The organism is Marinifilum flexuosum (genome assembly GCF_003610555.1).
Lineage (GTDB): Bacteria > Bacteroidota > Bacteroidia > Bacteroidales > Marinifilaceae > Marinifilum > Marinifilum flexuosum.
In genome coordinates this window covers 840,417-859,898 of the sequence record NZ_RAPQ01000009.1, presented here as the reverse complement: position 1 = coordinate 859,898, position 19,482 = coordinate 840,417, and the positions used below count along the sequence as shown (strand labels likewise).

Genomic DNA, 19,482 nt, shown 5'->3' with positions numbered 1-19,482 from the left:
CTCTTATCAGATCTGTTATATTGCAAAATAAGTGTTATTTACCAGTATATCCAATTCCAAACAAATAATTTAAACAAGTCATTCGGATAGTAGTTTGTTCAGTTTAATTCGTATTTTAGCATATATCAAATAAAAAACATCATATATGGCAAGTAAAAAAGAGTTCAAAAAAGATGTGAATTTTCTTACTAATGAAATAGTAATGAGAGGAATGATTCATCTTGAATTTTTTGGAGACAAAAATTCTGATCAGATATTTAAAATAATGAATAGCGCAGTAAGTTCAAGAAATGATTATATCACAAGAATTAATGATAGGTTGACAGGAAAAAATGCAAAGGAAATTAAATCGCATTTTAGATCGATCTACGATGATTTATTGAAATCAACCCATGATTTGCTCGAAAAAATTGATGGACTTGATATTCAGGTTAAATAAAAACAAAAAGGAGTTTGAATATTCAAACTCCTTTTTGTTTTAACCAATATTTTAGCTTAGGGTTTTCTGAAAGTTCCTACACCAGTAAGAATAGCTTTCGCCATCTGTTCTTCTTCGCCTCCTTCACTTTGCGATAAATGCCACATGGTATGAATAACAGGTCCCATTTCATCAAGTTCAAATCGTCCCGTCCAGCAAGCCAAAGATCCATACTTTCCGAAGTCTACCATAAAAGCAATTACATTGTTATTGATTTTTCCACTAATTTCAAATTTTTCTTCAAAACTAGGTTGGCCAATGGCAGTTTGAAAGGTTCCACTTACACGATTATCCACTACAGCTAAATCCATTTCCGAATTGTACTGATTTTTCCATTTTCCGTTCAAATTAATTGTCATGTTGTTAAGGTTTAAAGGTGACGTAATTTCTTTTGTATACTGAAGTTAATTCGAAATAATTAATCAGCAAAATTAAATCGAATTACTTGTACATATATTTTTCCTTAATACCTTTAGAATTTACATAGCCTCGGTACATTCCTGAGGTATTCATTTTCATGGCTGGCTTACCATATTTATCCAGTGCAATAAAACCACCTAAACCATTAATTTGATTTAATTTCTCTAACACGATATTTGTAGCATCATCTAAGCTTAAGTTTTGATATTCCATTAATGAAGCAATATCTCTTGCAATTCCTAGTCTAATAAAATATTCTCCGTGACCAGTACAGGATACTGCACAAGTTTTATTATTTGCATAGGTACCAGCTCCTATTATTGGAGAATCGCCAATTCTTCCGAAGCGCTTATTTGTCATACCTCCTGTTGATGTTCCTGCTGCCAAATTTCCCTCTTTGTCTATGGCTACACAACCAACAGTTCCATGCCTATCTGTTCTTTTCATTTCACGTTCTTTATTCAAGATTTGTTGTAAATAATTCCATCTGCTTTCTGTGAAAAAATATGAGCTATCTACTATTGTAAGGCCTTCTTGTTCGGCAAATATCGACGCTCCTTTGCCACTTAGCATTACATGTTCAGAATTTTCCATCACTTTTCGGGCAGCACTAATTGGGTTTTTGATATTGCCAACTCCAGCAACGGCTCCTGCATTCAGGTCTTTACCCCACATTATCGAAGCATCGAGTTCATTTTTACCAGAATGGGTAAATACCGAACCTTTACCGGCATTAAAAAGTGGAGAATTTTCAAGTACATGTATGGTAAGCTCAACGGCATCAAGTGCAGATCCTCCATTTTTCAGGACAGAATCTCCTACAGTTAAGGCTTCATCCAACTTGTCGAAGTATTCTTTTTCTCGCTCAGGACTCATGTTTTTCTTAAGAATAGTACCGGCACCACCATGAATACACAATGCATATTCCAATTTCTCAGGTTCTTTGGTTGAGTTATCACATGAAATGATTAGAAATAAAAGTAGTGCTGATAATAGTAGGGGTAAGTTTTTCATGATTGGTTTCTTTTGGGTAAAAAAATAGTGTCAAAAAAGCTTTGACACTAAATTAGTTTTTTGTGTGGGATTATCTGTTTACATCTGAAGAAACTTAATTTTTCCTAGGCATATTCTTTTTAATAATGGCCAATAATTCTTCCTCCGTATACGGTTTTGCAATAAAGGCATCACAACCTGCTTCTGTCATTTTATTACTTTCATCTCTAAAAACGTACGCAGATTGAGCTACAACAGGAACCGATGGGTTTTTCTTTTTAATTTCTCTTGTAGCTTGATATCCATTAATCTTAGGTAATTGGATATCCATAAGTACCAAATCGAAATGATCATCCTGAAATTTCTCAACGGCTTCTATTCCATCTTGCGTCCATGTAACATTGGCATTTACTTTTTTAAGGACCTCATTAATATATAAGAAATTCGATTCCACATCTTCAGCAACAAGAATATTTTTACCTGAAAAATCAAGCGGATTGTTCTCTTGGCTTACAGATTTGTTTTGTACAATGGTTTCGTCATCAATTACAAATTGCACATAAAATTCACTTCCTTTATCAGGATCAGAGGTAAACCATATTTTACCTCCAAGCAATTCTGTTAGGCTTTTCGATATGGTTAAGCCCAAGCCTGTTCCACCATGCTCAACTCCATTATTGCTTGCTTGTCTGAATCGATCATATATTAAAGCCTGATCTTTATAAGGTATTCCAATACCAGTGTCTTTTACAAAAAATCTTAAATGATTCTCAATAACTTCAATACCGAAATCAATTCTTCCTTTTTCAGTAAACTTTATGGAATTACGAAGCAAGTTAATCAGGATTTGTTTTAGCCTAATTTGATCAGAGTGAATAGAGATATTCTCAATTTTTTCAGGAATGTGCAAATTGATTTTTACATCAGTTTTGCCATTTTTTATTTTTTGTTCATCGAACACTTGTCGAAGTTCTTCAAGAACAGGATATACATAGAAGTTAGACTTCTTAATTTTAAGCTGTTTCGATTCAATCATAGAAATATCAATGATATCGTTGACCAGAGTAAGAAGGATTTGTCCATTATCATTGATAATATTTGTGTAATACTGATGTTTCTCTTTAGAATTAGTAAATGCCATTAATTTCGAGAAGCCAATGATTGCATTCATCGGCGTTCTAATTTCGTGCGACATATTAGCCAAAAATGAGGTCTTTAATCTATCGGCTTGTTCAGCTTTTTCCTTTGCTTTTAATAATTCAAGCGTTCGAATTTTAACCAAACTTTCAAGGTTTCTTTGATGATCAGCTAAAAGAGATTCGGCTTTTTTTCGTTCCTCGATTTCAAGATTTAAATTTTTGTTCGATTTTTTAGCAATGATATAAAATCGGTAAACGACTCCTGAAAAAAGAATGATTAAGCCAACAATTACAATGAGAAACGTATTTGTGAGTCTTTCTTTTTTTAGTTTTTCTTCTTTTAAGAATTGTTCTTTGGCGTGTAGTTGAACAAGATTTTCTCGCTTCTCCTTTTCATTTTGCATTTGAATCCAACCAATTCTATTTTCTGCCTGTGCGTTATACAGTTGATTGTAAACTTTTACATATTCTTTATAATATTTGAGGGATTGATTGTAATCATTCTTTTCCTCGAAGATATCAGAAAGATTACGATAGTTTTCAGCAATTAAGGTTTTACGATTTGTCTTTTGAGCTAAATTCAAACTGTTCTTTAAATAATGAATGGCTTGATTGGTATCTTTTTTTTCTCGGTAAAGAGCAGCTAGGTTATTATAAACAGATCCCAATCCTCCTAAGTTACCTGTGCTCTTATTAATATTAACCGATAAGTTTAAATACTCTTCAGCTTTTTTAAAATTGTGTTTCTTTATATAAATGAGTCCAATGTTCGTATAACAAGATGCTATGCCTTTTAGATTGTCAATTGATTTTTGAATTTGAAGTGATCTTTCGTAATTGGAAAGAGCCAAATCAAAATCTTTTAGTTGAAGATGTGCATTTCCAATTAGTCGAAAGGTGTTAGCTGTTCCCTTGGCATATCCTATTTGATTGTTTAAAGTAATGGCCTTATTGTAGTTTTCTATAGCAAGCTTATAATCACGCATAGAATAGGAAATCAAGCCTAAATTTTCATAGCACTTTGCGATGTTCTTTTTCGATTCTAACTCTTTAAAAAGTTTTAATGCTTTGTGTTGATATTCAATTGCCTTGTCATTTTGATTCATTGATTGGAATACTTCTCCCATCCCCATGTACGAACTTGCCATTCCACTTTTTGATTCAAGTTCAAAACTTAAATTCAACGACTTGGTAAATAATTCAATAGCTGTGTTCCGGTTGCCCAAAGAATTTTGTAATGCAGCCAGTTGATTTAAACTATAGGCAATATTTTTAATCAGGTTATTCTCTTCTCCAAGTTGTAAAGCTTTCTTAAAATATTCAATTGCCAGTTCTGTTTTATTGATTTCCTTATAGCTTGCTCCAAGCGCATTTAAAGAGTAGCAAATTCCAGAAATGTTCTTGTATTTTCGATTTAAGTTGAGAGCTTTAAGGTAGAATGTTAAGGCTTCGGTATAATGACAGGTTTCAAACTGCACATTGCCCAGTGCATTATAACTGTAGGCATATGACAGTGTGTCGCGATGTTTCTTTTTTAATTCTAAGCTTTTGTTGTAAAAACTATCAGCTTTAGCGTAATCACATTTTCTAAAATTTAGCTCTCCATAGTAGCTGTATAGGAAACTAATTCTAGTTGTATTACTTACACTCTCCCAGTAATCAAATGATGAGTCAAAGCAATTCTGTGCTTTTCCCATGTCTCCTTGGAAAAGATAAATTCGCCCCATTAACTCATTTGCAAATGCAAATTTATCCATTTGTTCTGCTGCCAGAGATTTATCAGCTAATAGCTTTGCTGTTGATAATGCTTTAGGATTGTTTTTGTAGTAGTATGATTCAGCTTCAAGATGTAATTTATTTAAATCTGAGGTTACTGACTTCTTACTAAAGGGTTCAGAATCGGGGGAAGAGTAGCTGTGAGTTGCAATTACAACGCATACAAACAGTAAGAGTAAGTTCTTCATTCGTTGGGGCATAAGAATGTTCAGATACTTTTAAATTAATCACCAAATATGGTGTTTCAGAGAATTAGAGTTCATATTATTCATGCAATTAAACGTTTTAATAAATTAATTATTGCAACCTTTCAAAGGTAAATAATGCCTGTTAGATTGATGTTAAATAAACTGTTTTTTTTGAGAGACAGAATAATGTGGGGCATGAATGACTTTTTTTAATTTGCGGATAGCAATTCATTTTATTCCTATTATCTTTGCGAATTCAGATTGAGGGACTTAATATGAGTTGTTTTTGTTTAAAAAGAGCAAATAAATGGCAAGTCCAGTTTTAAGGATGAAATTTAAGTAGAATTCGAAATACAGAATTTCCAAATGAGTATTGAAAGTATTATTAAAAGCAAAGTAGTTGAGGCCGTAAATTCATGTTACGGACAAGGTATTGAGGAGAAAACCGTTCAGATTCAGAAAACTCGAAGAGAGTTCGAAGGTGATTTAACTGTAGTTGTTTTTCCATTCCTGCGCTTTTCTAAAAAGTCACCAGAGGAAACAGCAAATGATCTTGGACAGTTTTTAACTGAAAATATCGAGGCGGTATCAGCATTTAATGTTGTGAAAGGGTTCTTGAATTTGGTAATTGATAATTCACACTGGATTTCTGTACTGAATGAAGCTGTAAAGGCTGAAGACTACGGATTTACTCCATTGACAGAAGGTGCTAAAAAGGTGATGATTGAGTATTCATCTCCAAATACAAATAAACCACTTCACTTGGGACACATTCGTAACAACCTGTTAGGTTATTCGGTTGCCCAAATATTAAAAGCCAACGGATACGAAGTAATTAAGGTGAACTTGGTAAACGACCGTGGTATCCATATCTGTAAGTCGATGTTGGCTTGGTTGCGTTTTGGCGAAGGGGAAACTCCAGAGTCAACTGGTATTAAAGGTGACCACTTGGTAGGTAAATACTACGTAAAGTTCGATCAGGAATACAAGAAAGAAATTGAAGCTCTTGTGGCTGACGGAATGGAAGCTGATGAAGCTAAAAAGCAAGCTCCATTGTTGTTAGAAGCTCAGGAAATGTTGCGTAAATGGGAGGCAGGAGATGAAGAAACTGTTGCTCTTTGGCGCAAAATGAACGACTGGGTTTTGGATGGTTTCGATATCACATATAAGAAAATGGGTGTTGATTTCGATAAGGTTTATTTCGAATCTGATACTTATAAGAAAGGTAAAGCGATTGTTGAAAAAGGTTTAGCTGACGGTGTATTGTATCAAAAAGATACTGGTTCAGTTTGGGCGAACCTTGAAGCAGATGGCTTAGATCATAAATTATTGCTTCGTGATGACGGAACATCAGTGTACATGACTCAGGATATTGGAACGGCTTACGAACGTTTCGATGAATTTAATATCGACGAACACATTTATGTTGTAGGGAATGAGCAAAATTACCACTTCCAAGTATTGTCATTAATCATGGGTAAACTGGGTTATGAGTGGCATGATAAAATTCAACACTTGTCGTACGGAATGGTTGAGTTGCCAGAAGGTAAAATGAAATCGCGTGAAGGTACTGTGGTTGATGCCGATGACTTGATGCAGGAAATGGTTAATACTGCGCGTGATACTTCAAGAGAACTTGGAAAACTGGAAGGATACTCTGAAGAAGAAGCTCAAGATGTATTCGAAAAAGTGGCAATGGGTGCATTAAAATACTTTATCCTTAAAGTTGATCCTAAGAAAAATATGATGTTTAATCCTAAGGAATCTATCGACTTTAACGGGAATACAGGTCCATTTATCCAGTACACTTATGCTCGTATTCAATCAGTAGTAAGAAAAGCAATTGATGCAGGATTTGAAGTTCCAGAAGTAGCTTCATCTAATTTGAATATTTCTGAAAAGGAATCCTTCCTAATTCAGATGGTTGCAAATTACCCAACAGTTATTAAGGAAGCTGGAAAAGAAACCAGCCCTGCTCAAATCTCGAACTATGTATACGACTTAGTGAAAGAGTACAACCAATTCTATCACGATCACCCAATCGCAAAAGAAGAAAATACCGACCTAAGAGCTTTCCGTTTAGTGCTTTCTAAGCAAATCGGAGAGATCATCAAATCAGGTATGAGCCTATTGGGAATTGGTGTTCCGGAAAGAATGTAGAAAAAGCGATTAGCTGTCAGCTGACAGCAATCAGACACATATAAAAAGGCGAAGTTGACTGCGGTTAACTTCGCTTTTTTTATCTCTTACCTCACCTTAACCCTCTCCTTTAGAATCTACTCGTTATACACAAATCTGAAATAATCCTTCTGATTTAGCAATGCTGAATCATTTAAAGTATTTTCAAATTGAGTGTTTCCCTTTTAGGGAAACTGTCGACAGACTAAAGGGTGAAATAATAAGTGTTGTATGCTAGAGGCACCCCTCTGGCTGTCGCCATCTCCCCTAGAAGGGGAGAATCTAGAAATTAAACGATTGCATACCTAATTCTTTGTTGAATTATATTCAAGTATAGAAATGTGTATAAAGAATAGCTCAAGGAGAAGGGGCAGGGGGATGAGGTGCTTGATAGAACTGAATAAGACAATATCTTCAATTTATCACCATTTGTTTTGTTTTAGTAGAGAAGGCATTTATGCCGTCTTTTAGCCATGTATATTCTAAATGTATATCAGGTGTTAAAAGTTCATTCGTGAATTGCATATGCCAGCTTCTCAACCCACATTTCAATTTGTTTACATTTTTCGTGACTTTTCTTCCTGATTCACTTTAGCTCTACGCATATTTTTTTATTTTTGCAGGGAAATATAAATACGTAGAATAATGTTTGAAAATCTTAACGAAAGACTTGAGCGATCATTCCAGATATTAAAGGGACAGGGAAAAATTACTGAAATCAATGTGGCAGAAACATTGAAGGATGTAAGACGTGCTTTATTGGATGCCGATGTTAACTTTAAAATTGCCAAGTCGTTTACAAATACCGTAAAAGAAAAAGCATTAGGACAAGACGTACTTACTGCCTTGAAACCAAACCAGGTAATGGTGAAAATTGTTCACGATGAGCTGGCTGAGTTAATGGGTGGAACTCATGTTGATATCAACACTCAGGGAAAACCTGCCGTAATATTAATTGCCGGATTGCAAGGTTCTGGTAAAACCACATTCTCAGGAAAATTAGCGAATTTGTTAAAAACAAAACGCTCTATGAATCCTTTGTTGGTAGCCTGTGATGTTTATCGTCCTGCTGCGATTGATCAGTTGCATGTATTGGGAGAGCAAATTGGTGTTCCAGTATACTCTGATAAAGAAAATAAAAACCCGGTAAAAATTGCTAAAGCAGCTATTAAGGAAGCTAAAGCAAATGGTAACGATCTTGTAATCGTCGATACTGCTGGTCGTTTGGCTATCGATGAGGAGATGATGAACGAGATTGAAGCTGTTAAAAAGTCTATCGATCCAACCGAAACTCTTTTTGTTGTTGACTCGATGACTGGTCAGGATGCTGTGAATACAGCGAAAGAGTTTAACGACAGATTGAATTTTGATGGTGTTGTTCTTACCAAGTTAGATGGTGATACTCGTGGTGGTGCTGCATTATCAATTCGTTCGGTAGTTAACAAGCCAATTAAATTTGTTGGTACAGGCGAGAAAATGGAAGCTCTTGATGTTTTCCACCCTGAACGTATGGCCGATCGTATTTTGGGTATGGGTGATATCGTATCACTTGTAGAGCGTGCTCAGGAACAATTCGATGCTGAAGAAGCGAAGAAACTTCAGAAGAAGATTGCCAAGAACCAATTCAACTTTAACGATTTCTTGTCTCAGATTTCTCAGATCAAGAAAATGGGGAACCTTAAAGATTTGGCTTCTATGATTCCGGGTGTTGGAAAAGCATTGAAGAATATCGATATCGATGATGATGCCTTTAAAGGTGTTGAAGCGATTATCTTCTCAATGACTCCTGCAGAACGTGAAGATCCAAAATTGATTAATGGTTCGAGAAGAAAAAGAATTGCCGATGGTTCTGGTTCTACCATTCAGGATGTGAACAGGCTGATTAAGCAATTCGACGAGACCAGGAAATTAATGAAAATGATGTCGAAAGGCGGAAACATGTCCAGAATGATGGGCAATATGGGACGCAGAAAATAAGAAAAACCAAATACGAAATGCTTGACTCTGCGGTCAGGCATTTTTTTTAATAACAAAGCTAACAAACCATGGAATTAATCGACGGAAAAAAGATTTCTAACGAGGTGAAGCAGGAAATTGCTGCCGAAGTTGAACAAATTAAAAAAGCAGGTGGAAAAACTCCACATCTTGCTGCTATGATTGTTGGACACGATGGTGCCAGCGAAACTTATGTTGCTGCTAAAGTGAAAGCTTGTCATGCTGTAGGTTTTGCGTCTTCAGAATTTCGTTTCGAAGATGACATTACCGAAGAGCAACTTTTGGCAGAAATCCGTAAGGTAAACGAGAATGATGACATCGACGGATTAATTGTTCAGTTGCCACTTCCTAAGCACATTTCTGAGACCAAGGTAATCGAAACCATTCGTCCGGAAAAAGATGTTGATGGATTCCACCCAATGAACGTAGGTAAAATGGTTGCAAGTTTACCAACTTATCTTCCTGCAACTCCGGCTGGTATTGTTGAGTTGTTGAAGCGTTACAAAGTTGAAACATCAGGTAAAAACTGTGTGGTAATTGGTCGTTCAAACATTGTTGGTACACCAATGAGTGTTTTAATGTCGCGTAAAGCTGCTTATGGCGATTGTACCGTTACATTGTGTCACAGTAGAACCAAAAATATTGCAGAAATTACCCGTCAGGCGGATATCGTAATCGTAGCATTGGGAATGAAAGAATTCCTTACTGGAGATATGGTGAAAGAAGGAGCTGTAATTATTGATGTGGGTATTCACCGTGTGAAATCTGACAAAACCAAGTCGGGATGGAAATTACTAGGAGATGTAAAATTCGATGAGGTTGCACCTAAAGCATCATTCATTACTCCGGTTCCAGGTGGTGTTGGACCAATGACTATCGTTTCATTACTTCAAAACACACTATTGGCAAGTAAAAAAGAGATCTACAAATAGATTTCTGATTCAAAATATTCAAGCAGGCTTCTAATTATAGGAGCCTGTTTTTTATGCACCTCAGATTTATAATCTGAGGTGATGGAGTAAGAGATTTTTAATCTCGTTTATCATTATTGAGATAAATATCTCATACTCCTAACCTGTGAATTTCAAATTCACAGGAGCGATGGGCTCTTATTTTTTATCTGTAGAGACGGCATTAATGCCGTCTTTACCACTAATGAAGGAATTATGGATAAATCTTATTCCATCTATTTTAAATTTTTCCAATGTCCTCGTTCTACCTACCATCTACATCGTTCCGATCACCATCTACACCGTTCGACTTGCTGTCGGAGCCGTTCGTTCTGTCAATGGTGTCGTTCTACATGCCGCCTGCATCGTTCCGATTACCATCTGCACTGTTCGACCTGCCGTTGGAGCCGTTTGTTCTGCCAATGGAGCCGTTCTACCTGCCAATATGAGCCTCTTTGTTAATAAATGCACCGTATGACCTGCCAACCGCATGCTCCCACCTGCCATCTGCATCGTGAGACCTGCCAACTGCACGCTCATACCTGCCATCTGCATCGTGAGACCTGCCAACTGCACGCTCATACCTGCCATCTGCACCCTCAATGTTGATATCTGCACGCTCATTGTTAATAAGTGCAATGCATTTGGTAGGTGTAAGCTTGTATTTATCAGGTCGTAAGATGCAGATGGCAGGAAAAAGGATAATAATGGCAGGTAGGAGCATGCAAATGCTCACTCGCAGTGTACCAATAACAGGATTGACTTTACCATTAGGCATTAGGAGATGACCAATGTTAACTATGAGTATGACATTGTTAATGGCTATGGAAATGATTCGAATCGGATTTTATGTAGAGACGTAGCACGGCTGCGTCTTCACAAATCATATAGGCTAGATTTTGAAAATCATTTCTCTCTGATTAGATTTGCATCATTCAAAACAACAATTATGGCACAAGATTTTAAGGACTTAGTCGATTTTTATCACGCAAAGAAGATTGAGGGGATGGATTTCTCTCAAATCAGAAAAGAAATGAAAGACAAAGGTATTGATGAGAATACCATTAAAAATGTGGTTAGAGAAATTGACAATAAAATTCTTTCAGGCGAGGTAAAGAAATCAGGAAAGCTAAAGGCAAGAGAATTAAGAATGATTGGGTGGACTTTAATGATTCTTGGTGGAATTGCAACATTAGGGACCTATTTTCAATGGTTCGATGTTAAAGGATATTACATTGTAGCATACGGACCAGTTATTGCTGGATATTTAATGATTGTTGCAGCAAGAAGAGCACAGAAAAAGATCTCATAATTTGCATCAGGTAATTATGTGAATTAGTCTTGAATTGATGATTTTTGATCATGATTTAAGGTCATTTAATCCACAAAAACATAGGTAATTTTAGGACAAATTTACGTTTGTCAATAAAATCATAACATTCCTAAATTTCAGAGGCATTTTTAAAACAAATTTGCCTCTTTTTTTGTAACTTATATAGAACGAGTCTTAATAAGGGGAATCCTTCTTATTGTCGTTAATGTTCTTGTTGTTTCTTTTAAAATTGGGGTGTTATGAGGAGATTGTATTTGTGGACGGAAATGTTATTCTTATTTATTGGGCTACCATTATTGTATTATTTTGAAATGATCCCGGTCCATAAAGCAATACCCCTTGTGCTTGTGTTCTTCTATTGTCTTTTTATTATCATTAAAGACAAGAATTTTGATCGTGAAATATTTAGAATTAAACGTGATTACCCTTGGCAGGATTTTGTACTTAAAGGATCAATTCTTTTAATCATTACTTCAATCTGGGTTTATGTGTTTAGAGCAGATGTGTTTTTTCATTTGCCACGTAATAATTTCTGGATTTGGGTTGCCGTAATTGTGAGTTATCCCATATGGTCGGCTTACACACAGGAATTTATTTTTCGAGCCTTTTATTATCACCGATACAAGTTATTATTTAACAATCCTGTTGTGATGCTTCTGGTAAATGCGGTTTGTTTTGCCATGGCTCACATCATATTCCGCAATTGGATGGCATTAATCTTCACTTTTATTGGCAGTATCATATTCTCTTACACATATTTGCGCAATAAATCGCTAAATGCAGTATTTCTTGAGCATTCACTCTATGGGAATATTTTATTTACCAATGGATTGGGGATCTATTTTTACTTGCCGATGTAGATTCTTGAATAAACTTATTTTCCGACGATTTAAGCATGTTTTGCTTGACCATTTAATCGTAAAATGCCCAAGCAGGCAACAACTACTAATGATGAACCAATGATTTCCTGTGTAGTAAATACCTCATTAAAAACAAATACTCCTATTATTACATTTACAATCGGAATGAGCATGTGGAAAGGAGAGCCTGTTGCTATGGAAACATGTCGGTAGCCTTCGGTATTCAACAGTTGTGCACATGCCGATGCCAGACCTATAAATATTAATATATAACTACTGGTAATCGGTCCGGTTAGTTCAGGAAGGTTGGCGGGAACGAGAAATATCCAGAATCCAACTATGGATTGAGCAAAAAAGATGGCATATGAATTATCGGTGCCATGTAACTTCTTCACGATTAAAATAGATACAGCATTGGTAATGGCACTAAGCATGGCAAGGAAATCGAACCAACCAAAACTCCACGATTTGCCAGTTTCGGTAAACTGAAATGAAACCAGCACAATGCCAATAAGAGCTACAAACATCATCAACCATTTGCTGGCTTGTATTTTCTCTTTCAGTACAATTGCACTAAGTAGGGATGCAAACAAAGGATAGGAGTAGGAGTAAACCGAAGCTTTTCCCATACCAATTTTTACAATAGCCAAATAGAATAAAGCAACCGATGCTGTACCGGTAATTCCTCTTAGAAGAAGTAAAGGACTGCGAACAAATTTGAGATCTATTTTTCGCATCATGGCCAGTATGCCAATAATGCCAACGCCAATTGCAAAGCGTACAAATACAGTAATGTAAGTACTAACATGGGACATGCTTCGTACCAGAGTAGCCATTATGCCAAATGCTATTACAGATAGTATCATCAGGAAAATGCCATAGGCCGTACCTTCCCTTTTCATGTGGTTTTGTTTTGTGTGGATTTGATTCCGCAAAGGTAGAAGCTTTATGGTACTTACATTACAAAAATGTTGAAAATGTTACTGAAGTTGATCCGTAATATCTTTTGTGATATCAGATTTAATATCGCCTGTATGTGCTGTTGATTTGTTTTCAATTAACATGATTTTGCATTCATTAGCCGATGATACCCTATGTTGAAGTCCTTTCTTAACGATAAATAAATCGCCTTCATTCATAACAAAAGGTTCTGTTCCTTCTACTTCCATTAGCAGACTTCCTTCGATAATCAAAAACATTTCATCTTCGTTTTTGTGGTCGTGCCATGGCAGTTCGTCACCTTTGATTTTGGCAATTTTTACATATACATCATTTACTTCGCCAAGTACTTTGGGTGAAAAGTAATTTTTAATATTGTCAAAGTTCTCTTTTAAGTTGATCTTCATGCTATCGGTTTTTAATAATAGAGCCTAATATAATTAAAGATTGGTGATTGATATGGCTTTTTTGATGGGTGATACTACAAAGTATATGTATATTGATTAATTTATATAAAAAGACTGGTGATCTTTTGTAACTTTAGTCTATGCCTAATCTAATTCATATCGTATATGTTAGCTTTTCGAGGAACCAACTTTCGGAGTTGGAGCTCGATGAGTTATTGTCTGAAATCAGACCAAAGAACTTGGCAAACGGAGTTACAGGTTTACTTCTTTATAATGATGAGATTTTTATTCAGGTGATAGAAGGAGAAAAAGACAAGATTAGTACTCTTTACAATCGCTTGCAGAATGATAATCGCCACACCAATATTGTAAAGATATTAGAAGAGGATATCGATCAAAGATCTTTCCCGGAGTGGAGTATGGGGTATCAGAAATTAAGCAAAGAAGATTCGAAAGATTTACCAGGCTTTACCGATGTAATGTCCTCCGACGACATAAGAGAAGCACTTAAGCAAAGTTCACAAGCCATTGTTGATTTAATTGTGAAATTCATGAAGTATACCTGATGCTTACATCAAAGCAATCCATTTGATTTTCAATTGAAATTCCTCAGCTTTTTTATTGCCGATTAAAAATGCCACCTCCGACAATTGATCGGCATTAAAATTCGGATAACTCAAGCGTCTGCCACGAAAACTGGCATAGAAATCTTTGAATGGGATCTCAATAACCTGCCAATCACCTGTAGTGGTGAAGTAATTGATGTGTGAGTGAGACTGGGAAGTTTGTGATTTTAATCGTACTTGATATCGCTTGCCATCTCCCTTTATTTTCATCACTATTTTGGAATGAGAATCAATTTCAATGGGATCAAAAATGTGCTTTACCATGGCAAAACCTCCATTGTTTTCCAATGAAACATAGCCCTTAAATACGGCACAGTTTTCACCGTTCAGGAAAATTCCTGAATCCGATCTGCCACCCATCACCACATCGTTTACAATGTACCAATCCGATAGATTTGTATCACTGGTGAAATCGGCCAATACTTTTGTGTCCGCATTAGTTAACATCTGTAATAGAATTAATAGTGTTCCCATGTATTGAAAACAAGTATGGTGCCGAATTGTTTAAAATAGCTTTTATAAGTAGCTAGCTTTATCTTATATGTTAATGTTTTAACTTTCTTTTTTAATAATTTTATTTGATAAAACTGGAAGTGGAGGAGGTGGTGGTTTAATTTTTCCCATTGTCCAATTTGGGTAAATAATGATATAAACTGGATTTAGTTTCCTAATGGCATTCTTTTGTTCTGGATTAAGTTTTGAGTATTCCGATTCAAAATATTTAAGAGAAGACAACTTTCTTAATTGATAATTTACAGAAAGGATTATATCAATGTATTTCTTAGTTATCAACCAACTTGATTGATTATTATTTTTATCAGGTATGAGTTGGGTATGAAGAATAAATCCTCCTTTGCTAACTTCAACTTCTCCTAATATAGGTATGTTTTTTAATGTATTGTCGGATAATGTATTGGTGTCTTTTTTGTTTTGAAGAAAATCAACAATCATATCATTTATGGGAAGTATGTCAGAGTAATTGTTTCCATTTAATGTGATTTTATTCTTCTTGTCAATATCTATAACGAAAGCATTTCGTCGTTTAATGTTGTATTCAATGTCGCTAGTGCATAAATGAAAATAAAGATTTAATTGCTTCTTGGTAGAATCATATTTCTCAAATGTGAAAAAATGGTCATAAGGATACTCCACAATTGAGTCATCCAAAAAATGAATAAGCTTTTGTTCTTCAAGACTATCAGTAGAGTTCATGAAACAATTGAACAGTTCAGCTAATTTCAATTCTTCATATCGGACTTGTTCTTTTTGTTCAGTGCACTTTAAGAATAAAAAAGAGGTAATAATTGCAATGAGTATAAGATGGTGTGATTTCATGTTTTATTTCGAGTAGATGAAAAGCAGCAGTAAGTTAATGAAAAAGCATAGATTATGTGTGGTTGTGACATAAGTTTGTTAAGATCATTTATAGATAACAAGAATTTAATTGAGATTTGTATCTCAGATGATAATATTTCGTAAATTTGGTTCAGTCAAAAGATGTTGATATGTACGTGAATCATACTTTAACATACAGTTACCGCAGACTTTTTAGTTGTTTAATAATCTATTCTTAAACAATTGTCCTTCCAATGGCAATGTGTTAATGCACTTTGCTGTCACAAGCTACATTTTATTTTTAAGTACTGATATTCCTAGCTGGAATGCATATGCAGTACCCAAAAACATCGATTCGAATAGATTAATAGAAAAACAATGACCATAGATAAAACCATTCCGCAAAGAGCGGCAAAGTCGGGAAGTAACTTCGATAAAAACAATGGACAAGGTCCGGGCATGAATGAAAGAATTAAGCAGCTTAGAAAAGTAAGTGTTGATACTGAACCATCACTTTCTATTGAGCGTGCTTTAATCGAAACTGAGTTTTACAAGGAAAATTACGGCAAATACTCAATTCCAGTATTGCGTGCCAAAACTTTCTACGAAATATGTAAGCACAAAACCATTTACATTGGCGATGGCGAATTGATCGTTGGGGAGCGTGGGCCTTCACCAAAGTCGGTTCCAACCTTTCCTGAGTTAACTTGCCACAGTGTTGATGACTTAAATGTTTTAAATACTCGTGAGTTGCAGCGATACACCATTTCACAGGAAGATATTGATACTTATTCCAAGGAAGTGATTCCTTATTGGGAAGGACGTACCCAAAGAGAAAGAATTTTTAATCATGTACCAGAGGAGTGGAAGGCAGCATACGAGGCAGGTTTGTTCACCGAGTTTATGGAACAGCGTGCACCAGGCCACACTACTTTAGATGGTAAGATTTATAAAAAAGGCTTACTGGAATTTAAGAAAGATATTCAGGATCATATCGATCGTTTGGATTACATGAACGATGATGAAGCTACAGATAAATTAGAGGAGCTTCAGGCAATGGCCATTTCTTGTGATGCAGCAATTCTATTATCAGAACGTCATGCAGATATGGCTGAAGAATTGGCGGCAAAGGAAAATGATGAAAGCAGAAAAGCTGAATTGTTGAATATTGCAGAGGTTTGTCGTTGGGTTCCTGCCAATGCACCAAGAACATTCTGGGAAGCCATTCAGATGTACTGGTGGATGCACTTGGGAACCATTACAGAATTGAATGGTTGGGATGCCATGAATCCAGGTCATTTCGATCAGCACCTTGAACCTTTTTACAATAGAGAATCGGCTGAAGGAACATTAAGCAGAGATGAGGCCAAAGAATTGCTTTCTTGTTTCTGGATTAAGGTGAATAATCAGCCTGCACCTCCAAAGGTTGGAATTACAGCTCGCGAGAGTGGAACTTATAACGATTTTACCAACATTAACATTGGTGGTGTAAGAAAAGATGGATCTGACGGGGTAAGTGAGGTTTCCTATATCATGCTTGACATTATTGAAGACCTTCACATTTTGCAGCCAGGTAGTTCTATTCATATTAGTTCGAGAACTCCTGAAAGATTTTTAAAAGCAGGATGTAATGTAATTCGTCAGGGACATGGTTATCCTTCGGTATTCAATCCGGATGTTTACATCATGGAGATGTTGGGACATGGAAAAAGCATTGAAGATGCTCGCGAAGGTGGATGTAGTGGTTGTATTGAAGTTGGAGCCTTTGGTAAGGAAGCTTACGTGTTGACTGGATATTTGAATGTTCCTAAAATTCTTGAGGTAACCTTAAATAACGGAATCGATCCGGTAACTGGCAAAAAAGCAGGTATCGAAACAGGAGATCCAAGAACATTTACTTCTTACAACGAGTTATACGAGGCATTTTTGAAGCAACTGAATTTTGTTGTCGATCAGAAAATCAGGGTGAGCAATTACATTGATAGAATGTTTGCCAAATATGCGCCAGCTCCTTTGTTGTCTGTATTAACTGATGATTGTATTGCTCGAGGCAGAGATTATTATAATGCAGGTCCGCGCTACAATACCAACTATATTCAGTGTACTGGATTGGGAACGGTAACCGATAGTTTATCAACCCTAAAGAAACATGTTTTCGAGGATAAGAATTTTGGTATTGATACCGTATTGGATGCTGTAGCAATCAATTTTGAAGGAGAAGAAGTATTGCGTCAAACCATTCTGAACAATACGCCATTCTTTGGAAATGATGATGATTATGCTGATGATATCGCCTTAAAGGTATACAATGATTTGTTTGCAGCAATTGATGGAAAACCAAATACCAAAGGAGAAACTTTCCATTTGAATATGCTTTCAACTACTTGTCATGTTTATTTTGGCAAAGTTATGGGAGCCACTCCAAATGGTAGACTGGCAGGTAAATCCATTTCTGATGGAACTTCACCATCTCACGGATGCGATACGCATGGACCATCAGCGGTAATCCGATCGCTTACCAAGCTGGATCATACCAAATCAGGAGGAACTTTGTTGAATCAGCGTTTCTTGCCAAGTTTGTTAAAGCGTGATGAAGACATTGCCAAATTATCAAAATTGATCAGATCTTACTTTTCATTGGGAGGACACCACATTCAGTTTAATATTGTGGATACAGCAACTTTGTTGGCTGCACAAAAAACACCTGAAGATTATAAGGATTTATTGGTAAGAATGGCAGGGTATAGCGATTACTTTAATGATATGAATGCAGATTTACAGCAGGAAGTAATCGACAGAACAGAAAATGAATCGTTTTAATGAGTAAAGCATTAATTTTTGATATAAAAAGATATGCAATCAATGACGGACCCGGAATTAGAGTGACAATCTTTTATAAAGGTTGTCCTTTGTCCTGTGTCTGGTGTCATAACCCAGAAAGCATATCGCCCTATGCACAAAAAATGTATACCGAATCGAAATGCATTGGTTCGGTAAAGTGTGTTGAAATTTGTCCGGAATCGGCATTGGAATTAACGGGGCAAGGTATTGTAACTGATATCGAAAAGTGTACTTTGTGTGGTAAATGTGCCATGGTTTGTCCTACCAAGGCTATCGAAATGTCTGGGAAAGTATACTCGAGCGATGAGTTGATGAAGATTATTGAAAGGGAAACCATATTCTTTGATCACTCGGAAGGTGGCGTTACTTTTTCGGGAGGCGAACCTTTAATGCACTACAAGAGTTTAATTGAAATTCTGGATAAATGTGCTGAAAAAGACATTCACCGAGTTGTGGATACCACCTTGTTTGCCAAACCAGAAGTAGTATTGGAAGTGGCCAAGCGAACCAATTTATTTTTGGTTGACTTTAAAGCTTTCGAGTCGGAGGTGCACAGGAAATATACAGGAGTAAATAATGAATTGATATTGAAAAATATCCAGTTGCTGGCGGAAAACAATGCTGACTTTATCATCAGAGTGCCCTTTATAAAAGGCGTGAATGCAGATGAGGAAACAGTTGAGAGAATGGCGGACTTCTTGTCTACAATTCCCTGGAAGCGCAAGGAAGTGAATTTGTTGCCTTATCACGATGTGGGAAAACACAAGCATACAAAATTGGGATCGGAATATTTGGTGGAAAATATGGAGGTTCCAAGTGAGGATGAATTGACAAGAGCACAAGATATATTTGCGGAGTATGGAATTTCAGCAAGTGTTGGTGGATAGGAAGTAATAAAATAATATTGGTTTGGAGAGCAGTGGTACCATTATGGTATTGCTGCTTTTTTATTTAGAATCATTTAAAATAAATTATATCTTTAATGAATGTTACACCTTCTTGAGAGATATAGGTTTATGGTAGC

Annotated in this window: 17 protein-coding genes; 9 read left to right on the top strand and 8 right to left on the bottom strand. The window is 36.0% G+C overall.

Annotated elements, in window-relative coordinates; all coding sequences use genetic code 11:
• The first annotated feature begins 145 nt into the window (after nt 1-145).
• Nucleotides 146-439 carry a hypothetical protein gene (locus tag BXY64_RS13465; protein WP_120240499.1) on the top strand — a complete coding sequence of 98 codons (294 nt, stop codon included), beginning with the start codon at nt 146-148 and terminating at the stop codon, nt 437-439.
• A gap of 56 nt (nt 440-495) precedes the next feature.
• On the opposite strand, the gene BXY64_RS13460 is transcribed toward BXY64_RS13465, so the two are convergent.
• From BXY64_RS13460 to BXY64_RS13450, 3 genes are all read right to left on the bottom strand, one after another.
• Nucleotides 496-837, bottom strand: a complete 342-nt coding sequence (locus tag BXY64_RS13460; RefSeq protein WP_120240498.1) for an avidin/streptavidin family protein — start codon at nt 835-837, stop codon at nt 496-498.
• Between the two features lie 82 nt (nt 838-919).
• The gene (locus BXY64_RS13455) at nt 920-1,912 is read right to left on the bottom strand and encodes an isoaspartyl peptidase/L-asparaginase family protein (RefSeq protein ID WP_120240497.1); all 993 of its coding nucleotides are present in this window, start codon (nt 1,910-1,912) and stop codon (nt 920-922) included.
• A 94-nt stretch (nt 1,913-2,006) separates the two neighbouring features.
• Nucleotides 2,007-4,994, bottom strand: coding sequence for a tetratricopeptide repeat protein (locus tag BXY64_RS13450; RefSeq protein WP_170150656.1), 2,988 nt, complete (start codon nt 4,992-4,994; stop codon nt 2,007-2,009).
• 366 nt (nt 4,995-5,360) lie between these two features.
• Between BXY64_RS13450 and argS the strand changes: the two genes are divergently transcribed.
• From argS to BXY64_RS13435, 3 genes are all read left to right on the top strand, one after another.
• A complete protein-coding gene (gene argS / locus BXY64_RS13445; RefSeq protein ID WP_120240495.1) occupies nt 5,361-7,154 on the top strand; it encodes an arginine--tRNA ligase in 1,794 nt (597 codons plus the stop codon).
• 663 nt (nt 7,155-7,817) lie between these two features.
• Nucleotides 7,818-9,149, top strand: coding sequence for a signal recognition particle protein (ffh, locus tag BXY64_RS13440; RefSeq protein ID WP_120240494.1), 1,332 nt, complete (start codon nt 7,818-7,820; stop codon nt 9,147-9,149).
• 68 nt (nt 9,150-9,217) lie between these two features.
• A complete protein-coding gene (locus BXY64_RS13435) occupies nt 9,218-10,099 on the top strand; it encodes a bifunctional 5,10-methylenetetrahydrofolate dehydrogenase/5,10-methenyltetrahydrofolate cyclohydrolase (RefSeq protein ID WP_120240493.1) in 882 nt (293 codons plus the stop codon).
• A 451-nt stretch (nt 10,100-10,550) separates the two neighbouring features.
• On the opposite strand, the gene BXY64_RS21225 is transcribed toward BXY64_RS13435, so the two are convergent.
• A complete protein-coding gene (locus BXY64_RS21225) occupies nt 10,551-10,895 on the bottom strand; it encodes a hypothetical protein (protein WP_147375994.1) in 345 nt (114 codons plus the stop codon).
• A gap of 171 nt (nt 10,896-11,066) precedes the next feature.
• On the opposite strand from BXY64_RS21225, the gene BXY64_RS13425 reads away from it, so the two are divergent.
• Nucleotides 11,067-11,429 carry a hypothetical protein gene (locus BXY64_RS13425; RefSeq protein WP_120240491.1) on the top strand — a complete coding sequence of 121 codons (363 nt, stop codon included), beginning with the start codon at nt 11,067-11,069 and terminating at the stop codon, nt 11,427-11,429.
• Nucleotides 11,430-11,689: 260 nt separating this feature from the next.
• Entirely contained in the window at nt 11,690-12,310 is a 621-nt protein-coding gene (locus BXY64_RS13420; protein ID WP_120240490.1) for a CPBP family intramembrane glutamic endopeptidase, read from the top strand.
• A gap of 29 nt (nt 12,311-12,339) precedes the next feature.
• Here BXY64_RS13420 and BXY64_RS13415 read toward each other — a convergent pair whose 3' ends face one another.
• Both BXY64_RS13415 and BXY64_RS13410 read right to left on the bottom strand, forming a co-directional pair.
• Entirely contained in the window at nt 12,340-13,212 is an 873-nt protein-coding gene (locus BXY64_RS13415) for a DMT family transporter (RefSeq protein ID WP_120240489.1), read from the bottom strand.
• A 78-nt stretch (nt 13,213-13,290) separates the two neighbouring features.
• Nucleotides 13,291-13,656: a cupin domain-containing protein gene (locus BXY64_RS13410; protein ID WP_120240488.1), complete on the bottom strand. Its 366-nt coding sequence runs from the start codon at nt 13,654-13,656 to the stop codon at nt 13,291-13,293.
• 140 nt (nt 13,657-13,796) lie between these two features.
• On the opposite strand from BXY64_RS13410, the gene BXY64_RS13405 reads away from it, so the two are divergent.
• Nucleotides 13,797-14,222 (top strand): BLUF domain-containing protein, encoded by a 426-nt coding sequence (locus BXY64_RS13405; RefSeq protein WP_120240487.1) that lies wholly within the window; start codon nt 13,797-13,799, stop codon nt 14,220-14,222.
• A gap of 3 nt (nt 14,223-14,225) precedes the next feature.
• Here the strand turns inward: BXY64_RS13405 and BXY64_RS13400 are convergent, their stop codons facing one another.
• Both BXY64_RS13400 and BXY64_RS13395 read right to left on the bottom strand, forming a co-directional pair.
• Nucleotides 14,226-14,756, bottom strand: a complete 531-nt coding sequence (locus tag BXY64_RS13400) for a CIA30 family protein (protein WP_211334495.1) — start codon at nt 14,754-14,756, stop codon at nt 14,226-14,228.
• A gap of 78 nt (nt 14,757-14,834) precedes the next feature.
• Nucleotides 14,835-15,617 carry a hypothetical protein gene (locus tag BXY64_RS13395; protein ID WP_120240486.1) on the bottom strand — a complete coding sequence of 261 codons (783 nt, stop codon included), beginning with the start codon at nt 15,615-15,617 and terminating at the stop codon, nt 14,835-14,837.
• A gap of 378 nt (nt 15,618-15,995) precedes the next feature.
• Here BXY64_RS13395 and hypD point away from each other — a divergent pair, with 378 nt between their 5' ends.
• Together hypD and BXY64_RS13385 are read left to right on the top strand one after the other, a co-directional pair.
• Nucleotides 15,996-18,437 carry a trans-4-hydroxy-L-proline dehydratase gene (gene hypD, locus BXY64_RS13390; protein ID WP_245996661.1) on the top strand — a complete coding sequence of 814 codons (2,442 nt, stop codon included), beginning with the start codon at nt 15,996-15,998 and terminating at the stop codon, nt 18,435-18,437.
• On the top strand, nt 18,437-19,345 hold the full coding sequence (locus BXY64_RS13385) for a glycyl-radical enzyme activating protein (protein WP_120240485.1): 909 nt from the start codon (nt 18,437-18,439) through the stop codon (nt 19,343-19,345). The genes hypD and BXY64_RS13385 overlap by 1 nt, the downstream gene beginning before the upstream one ends.
• Nucleotides 19,346-19,482: the final 137 nt, after the last annotated feature.

What these genes read in the sequence shown, in the direction of transcription:
- BXY64_RS13465 (WP_120240499.1), top strand. Translation starts at nt 146, where the DNA reads ATGGCAAGTAAAAAAGAGTTCAAAAAAGATGTGAATTTTCTTACTAAT.
- BXY64_RS13460 (WP_120240498.1), bottom strand. Translation starts at nt 837, where the DNA reads ATGACAATTAATTTGAACGGAAAATGGAAAAATCAGTACAATTCGGAA.
- BXY64_RS13455 (WP_120240497.1), bottom strand. Translation starts at nt 1,912, where the DNA reads ATGAAAAACTTACCCCTACTATTATCAGCACTACTTTTATTTCTAATC.
- BXY64_RS13450 (WP_170150656.1), bottom strand. Translation starts at nt 4,994, where the DNA reads ATGAAGAACTTACTCTTACTGTTTGTATGCGTTGTAATTGCAACTCAC.
- argS (WP_120240495.1), top strand. Translation starts at nt 5,361, where the DNA reads ATGAGTATTGAAAGTATTATTAAAAGCAAAGTAGTTGAGGCCGTAAAT.
- ffh (WP_120240494.1), top strand. Translation starts at nt 7,818, where the DNA reads ATGTTTGAAAATCTTAACGAAAGACTTGAGCGATCATTCCAGATATTA.
- BXY64_RS13435 (WP_120240493.1), top strand. Translation starts at nt 9,218, where the DNA reads ATGGAATTAATCGACGGAAAAAAGATTTCTAACGAGGTGAAGCAGGAA.
- BXY64_RS21225 (WP_147375994.1), bottom strand. Translation starts at nt 10,895, where the DNA reads ATGCCTAATGGTAAAGTCAATCCTGTTATTGGTACACTGCGAGTGAGC.
- BXY64_RS13425 (WP_120240491.1), top strand. Translation starts at nt 11,067, where the DNA reads ATGGCACAAGATTTTAAGGACTTAGTCGATTTTTATCACGCAAAGAAG.
- BXY64_RS13420 (WP_120240490.1), top strand. Translation starts at nt 11,690, where the DNA reads ATGAGGAGATTGTATTTGTGGACGGAAATGTTATTCTTATTTATTGGG.
- BXY64_RS13415 (WP_120240489.1), bottom strand. Translation starts at nt 13,212, where the DNA reads ATGAAAAGGGAAGGTACGGCCTATGGCATTTTCCTGATGATACTATCT.
- BXY64_RS13410 (WP_120240488.1), bottom strand. Translation starts at nt 13,656, where the DNA reads ATGAAGATCAACTTAAAAGAGAACTTTGACAATATTAAAAATTACTTT.
- BXY64_RS13405 (WP_120240487.1), top strand. Translation starts at nt 13,797, where the DNA reads ATGCCTAATCTAATTCATATCGTATATGTTAGCTTTTCGAGGAACCAA.
- BXY64_RS13400 (WP_211334495.1), bottom strand. Translation starts at nt 14,756, where the DNA reads ATGGGAACACTATTAATTCTATTACAGATGTTAACTAATGCGGACACA.
- BXY64_RS13395 (WP_120240486.1), bottom strand. Translation starts at nt 15,617, where the DNA reads ATGAAATCACACCATCTTATACTCATTGCAATTATTACCTCTTTTTTA.
- hypD (WP_245996661.1), top strand. Translation starts at nt 15,996, where the DNA reads ATGACCATAGATAAAACCATTCCGCAAAGAGCGGCAAAGTCGGGAAGT.
- BXY64_RS13385 (WP_120240485.1), top strand. Translation starts at nt 18,437, where the DNA reads ATGAGTAAAGCATTAATTTTTGATATAAAAAGATATGCAATCAATGAC.